This window comes from Deinococcus rhizophilus, from assembly GCF_030271215.1.
Taxonomy (GTDB): Bacteria; Deinococcota; Deinococci; order Deinococcales; family Deinococcaceae; genus Deinococcus; species Deinococcus rhizophilus.
The window spans coordinates 1-5,048 of record NZ_JASNGB010000203.1 but is presented as its reverse complement, the minus strand read 5'-3'; the positions used below and the strand labels follow the sequence as shown (position 1 = coordinate 5,048).

General features: G+C 60.4%; 4 protein-coding genes. 2 read left to right on the top strand and 2 right to left on the bottom strand.

The genetic code is table 11. The features are described from left to right. The first annotated feature begins 232 nt into the window (after positions 1-232). Positions 233-1,675, top strand: coding sequence for an RNA-directed DNA polymerase (locus QOL99_RS15015; protein WP_285525009.1), 1,443 nt, complete (start codon positions 233-235; stop codon positions 1,673-1,675). A gap of 260 nt (positions 1,676-1,935) precedes the next feature. Continuing rightward, positions 1,936-3,801 (top strand): glycoside hydrolase family 2 TIM barrel-domain containing protein, encoded by a 1,866-nt coding sequence (locus tag QOL99_RS15010; RefSeq protein ID WP_285525007.1) that lies wholly within the window; start codon positions 1,936-1,938, stop codon positions 3,799-3,801. An 85-nt stretch (positions 3,802-3,886) separates the two neighbouring features. On the opposite strand, the gene QOL99_RS15005 is transcribed toward QOL99_RS15010, so the two are convergent. Both QOL99_RS15005 and QOL99_RS15000 read right to left on the bottom strand, forming a co-directional pair. After that, positions 3,887-4,465: a biotin transporter BioY gene (locus tag QOL99_RS15005; RefSeq protein WP_407650200.1), complete on the bottom strand. Its 579-nt coding sequence runs from the start codon at positions 4,463-4,465 to the stop codon at positions 3,887-3,889. Positions 4,466-4,476: 11 nt separating this feature from the next. Next, positions 4,477-5,048, bottom strand: a 572-nt coding sequence (locus QOL99_RS15000; RefSeq protein ID WP_285525004.1) for a biotin--[acetyl-CoA-carboxylase] ligase, incomplete at its 5' end; no start/stop codon positions are given.

Sequence of the window (5,048 nt, the reverse complement as noted above, 5' to 3'; positions counted from 1 at the left end):
AGCCGACTTCTCAAGCCTCCATCTGACTTTTGACCCCTAGAGAGCATCTGGAGATTATGAATCTCTTAGAAATGATGAATTTCGAGTTGAGAAGGGAAATGGCATCACCAGAAGGATCGTCATTGTATTTCCTGAGGATGCAATAATATTTAGCTGTATAAATAATGAGCTTGAAGGAGCTTTATTGCAATGTCAACCGACATCCAAATCTTTTTATATTAGATCGAAGTCTATGAAAGGTATGGAGGATTTGCCTAGCGACCCATATCCACATTGGAGCAAAATCTGGGGCAAATACCAAACAGAGATACAAATGTTCTCGAAAAGGAGAAACTTCACCGTAGTGACAGACGTTGCAAGTTATTATGATACTATACATTTAGAAGTGTTAAGAAATAAAATAATTTCAAAGACAGGTATTTCATACTCGGTGGTTGAATTTCTGTTTGACATGCTTAATAGGTTTGTTTGGAAGCCAGAGTATGAACGGGTTATATCTCAGGGACTACCCCAAGTAAACCTACCTGCCATAAGGCTTTTGGCTCATTTCTTTTTATTTGACATCGATGATTATTTAAATAGAGCCTCGTCAGGTGATTTTGCAAGGTGGATGGATGATATTGACTTCGCCGTTGATAGTCTGGGAGAGGCAAAGAACGCCCTCAAAAACCTTGAGGTGCTACTCAACTCATCTGGCGTGAGATTAAACGTTGGTAAAACTAGAATATTGAACGATAAGGAGGCTGCCGCTCATTTTTTCACATCTGAGAATTCTACAGCTAATTATTGGAAAAATAAAGCCGATCAGTTTGAGACGTATACTCAATTCTATCAAGATGATATAAAGCAAAAGATTATTGAGAAATTTGAATTGGTGTGGTTCGGAAAAAGACAAGGAAATTGGTCCAAAGTTGTAACTAGATATATTACAATGTTTATGAAGATAGGTTATGTTAGAAGTGACGTCATAAGTTTTGATGCGTTAACAAGCTATCCTAGCATGAGGCCATACCAATTTAGATATTTAAAGAAGGTAGGTTACTCAAAAAGAAGGATGAGAGATGTAGTTTCTTATCTACTTAGTATACACTGTATTGATGATTCATCTTTCTCGGAGATTATAGATATAATTATAGATTGGAATGTGCCAGAAAACGACAAATATCTAAAATTTCTCACAAAACATTTCCTTAATTTACCATATAAGGCAGATTCAGAAGTTCACAGACTTTCTTGCGGAGTTCGCTTTTTAGCAAAATATGTCGACATGGATGATCTCTCAAATTACATAGACGCATTTTCTACACTTTGGCCCGAATCTGAATGGCTCTCCCGACAGGTTGCCGCATCATATTATTTAACCGACCAACAAACCCGCAGGAAAATTAGGTATCAAATATCAAACTCGGGTAGAAAAGAGGGAATGCGCGTTTTACATACACTAGATAGGGTAGTTGAATCAGCAGCTATTTACAATCCAGATAAATCAATATTATTGAACAAAAATAGGCGTATGTCTAGGCTTTCTTTGTTGTCTGCCTATATGGAAAGTAGATTAACAACGAGAGATAAGGCTAAATTGCTTCAAAGTGCGCTTGAGGAATTCAGAGGCGACAGGTTCTTATGCCTAAGAGTATCAGAGATCGCCACAAGAAATTCAATTGCTTTATCCTAATCCCGCTTATTTGTAAAGCTAGCATCCCTTTCCAAGATATCCGCCATTCAACTCCTCTATTATTCATCTCCTCCGCACCCACGCCTACGTTCCCGACAGCAGCAGCACGGCCAGCCTAATCTTCAGGGCGTTCCCAAGCCCCCTCCCCGCCCCGTAGCCCACCCCCCACTCCCCCCCGCCAGACCGTGTAGCGTGTGCCATCTCCACCCCGTCCGCCCCCCGGCCCTGCCTCCACTCCCCCCATCCCAGGAGTCTCCCGCGTGCCCTATTCCACCCACCCCACCCCGCTGCTGGAGCGCGAGCATTGGCGCGACCTCGGCGGGGCCTGGCGCTTTGCCTTCGACGACGCCGCGCAGTGGTCTCATCCCGAGGAAGTGGTGTTCGACCGCGAGATCGTGGTGCCCTACCCGCCCGAGAGTGTGCGCAGCGGGATTCACGACGGGGGCTTTCACCGGGTGGTGTGGTACGGCTGCGCGGTGACGCTGGAGGCCCACGAACGGGCTGGGCGGCTGCTGCTGCACTTCGGGGCGGTGGACTACCGCGCCCGCGTGTGGGTGAATGGCGACCTGGTGGCCGAGCACGAGGGGGGGCACACGCCCTTCACGGCGGAGGTGACCCGACAGGCGGCCTTCAGCCCCACGCTGGAAGTCGTGGTGCGGGCCGAGGACGACCCCCACGACCTGACCCAGCCGCGCGGCAAGCAGGACTGGCAGCGCGAGCCGCACTCGATCTGGTATCCCCGCACGACCGGCATCTGGCAACACGTATGGCTGGAGCCGGTGCCGGAGACCTACTTGCAGGACCTGACCTGGGCCAGCGACATGCAGCGCTGGCAGATCGGGGTGCGGGCCGTGCTTCAGGGCGACCTGGGGCCGGACCTCTCGTTGCGGGTGCGGCTGTGGCAGGGCGACACCCTCCTGATCGACGACCGCTACGCCGTGACCCACCGGCATATGGCCCGGCAACTCTCGCTGGCCGACCCCGGCATCGACGACTTCCGCAACGACCTGCTGTGGAGCCCCGGGCACCCGCAACTGCTGGGGGCCTGCGTGGAGCTGTGGCGCGGCGACGTGCTGCTCGACCGGGTCCACAGCTACGCGGCGCTGCGGTCGGTGGGGGTATCGGGCAACCGTTTCCTGCTCAACGGGCGGCCCTACTACCTGCGGATGGTGCTGGACCAGGGCTACTGGCCAGAAGGTTTGCTCGCCGCCACCGACGAGGAACTGCGCCGCGACGTGGAGCTGGCGCGGCAACTGGGCTTCAACGGTGCCCGCAAGCACCAGAAGATCGAGAACCCGCGCTGGCTGTACTGGTGCGACGTGCTGGGGCTGCTCGTCTGGGAGGAGATGCCCAGCCCCTACCGCTTCACGCCCGAGGCGGTCGGGCGGCTCACGCGCGAGTGGCTGGAGGTGCTGACCCGCGACCTGTCGCACCCCTGCGTCGTGGCGTGGGTGCCCTTTAACGAGTCGTGGGGGGTGCCGGACCTGCCCAACAACCCGGCCCACCGCGACTACGTGCGGGCGCTGTACCACCTCACCAAGACGCTGGACCCCAGCCGCCCGGTGATCGGCAACGACGGCTGGGAGCATATCGCCACCGACCTGCTGACCATCCACGACTACGCCGACGACCCCGAGCTGCTGCGCCGCCGCTACGGCACCCTCGACGCCACCCGCATGTCCCTCGAACACCAGCAGCCCGCCGACCGCCTCATCACGCTGGGGCACATTCCCGAGGCCGGGCTGCCCGTGATCCTTTCCGAGTTCGGCGGCATCGCCTACATCCCGGGGCGGCAGAGCGGCTGGGGCTACAGCCAGTCGCAAAGCGAGACGGCCTTCCTGAGCGACTACTCGCTGCTGCTCTCGGTGATCCACACCTGCGAGGGGCTGTCGGGCTTTTGCTACACCCAGCTTGCCGACACCTTTCAGGAGAAAAACGGCCTGCTGTACGAGGACCGCCGCCCCAAGGCCGACCTGCGGACGCTGGCCCGCAGCACCCAGGGACCCCGCACCGCCCGCGAGATGGCGGTCGACCCCCTCGCCAACCCTTTCGGCCACTCGGCCCGCTGGCGCAACCGCCAGGAGACGCTAGCCCCGCACCGCGAGACCCAGGAGGCGGAGGCGTAGGGGAGGAACTCCTCACATCAGCACCGAAAAAGGGCGGGCCTCCCTCTCCCGGAGCGCCCGCCCTTGTCTCTGCTCTTCTTTCCGCTCAGCGCCGCCGCGCCAGCGCCCACGCCCCCGGCAGCAGCAGCGCCGCGAGGCCGATCTTGAGGGCGTCCCCGACCAGGAAGGGCGTCAGGCCCGCCGTCAGGAGCGCCTGCCCCCTCAGCCCGGTGACCAGCCCCAGCCAGGTCAGGCCAAAGCTGTAGATCACCACACTGGCCGCGAGCATGGCCAGCGCCGCTCCGGCGGGCCTGCGGTCGAGGGCATAGCGCTGCACCAGCCAGCCCACCAGCGCGGCGGCGAAGACGTAGCTCAGCAGGTAGCCGCCGGTCGGCCCGGCGAACTTGGCGAGGCCCGCGCTGCCCCCCGCGAAGACCGGGAGCCCCGCCGCCCCCGCCAGCAGGTAGGTCGTCAGGCTGGCCGCGCCGCGCTTCCAGCCCAGCGCCGCCCCGACGAGCAGCACGGCGAGGGTCTGGAGGGTGACGGGCACGGGCTTGAGCGGCAGTTCGACCTGCGCGACCAGGGCGACGAGGGCCGCGCCCCCGAGGACCAGCAGCGCGTCGCGGGCGAGGCCGGAGCGCGGCGCGAGCGTGCGGGCGAGGGTGGGGTGGGCGGCGGTGGGCATGGGCAGTGGCGTCATGGGGTGTCCTCCTGGGGACGGGAAGGGGCCTGAAGGGAGCCGACGAGCTGCACGTCGCCCGCGTGAACGGGGACGGTGGGCCCGTCCGGCAGGCGGACGAGGAGGCTGCCCCCCGCGTCCAGATCGAGGGCGGTGCCCGACACCTCGCCCCGGGCGGTGACGACCCGGACCTCGCGGCCCAGGGTGAGGTTCGAGCGTCGCCACGCGGCGAGCACCTCCCCCGGTGGGGCGGCCAGCCAGCGCTCCAGCTCGGCCAGCAGGCGGGAGAGCAGGTCGGCGCGGGTCAGCCCTGGCCGGAACCCGTGCAGGTGGGCGGCACCGGGGGGCGCGGCGGCCACGTTCACCCCGAGGCCCAGCACCGCGCGGCGGGCTTCCTCGCCCCGCAGGTCGGCCTCCAGCAGAATCCCGGCGAGCTTGCGGCCGTCGGGCGCGAGCAGGTCGTTGGGCCACTTCAGCCCACCGCGTACCCCTGAGCTGGCACACGCCGCGTGCAGCGCGACCCCGGCGGCCAGCGGCATCCGGGCGAGGTCGGGCAGCGGCAGCGGCCCGTGCAGCAGCACGCTGAAGA

Coding starts and splice junctions, on each gene's coding strand:
- QOL99_RS15015 (WP_285525009.1), top strand. CDS start 233: ATGAAAGGTATGGAGGATTTGCCTAGCGACCCATATCCACATTGGAGC.
- QOL99_RS15005 (WP_407650200.1), bottom strand. CDS start 4,465: ATGCCCACCGCCGCCCACCCCACCCTCGCCCGCACGCTCGCGCCGCGC.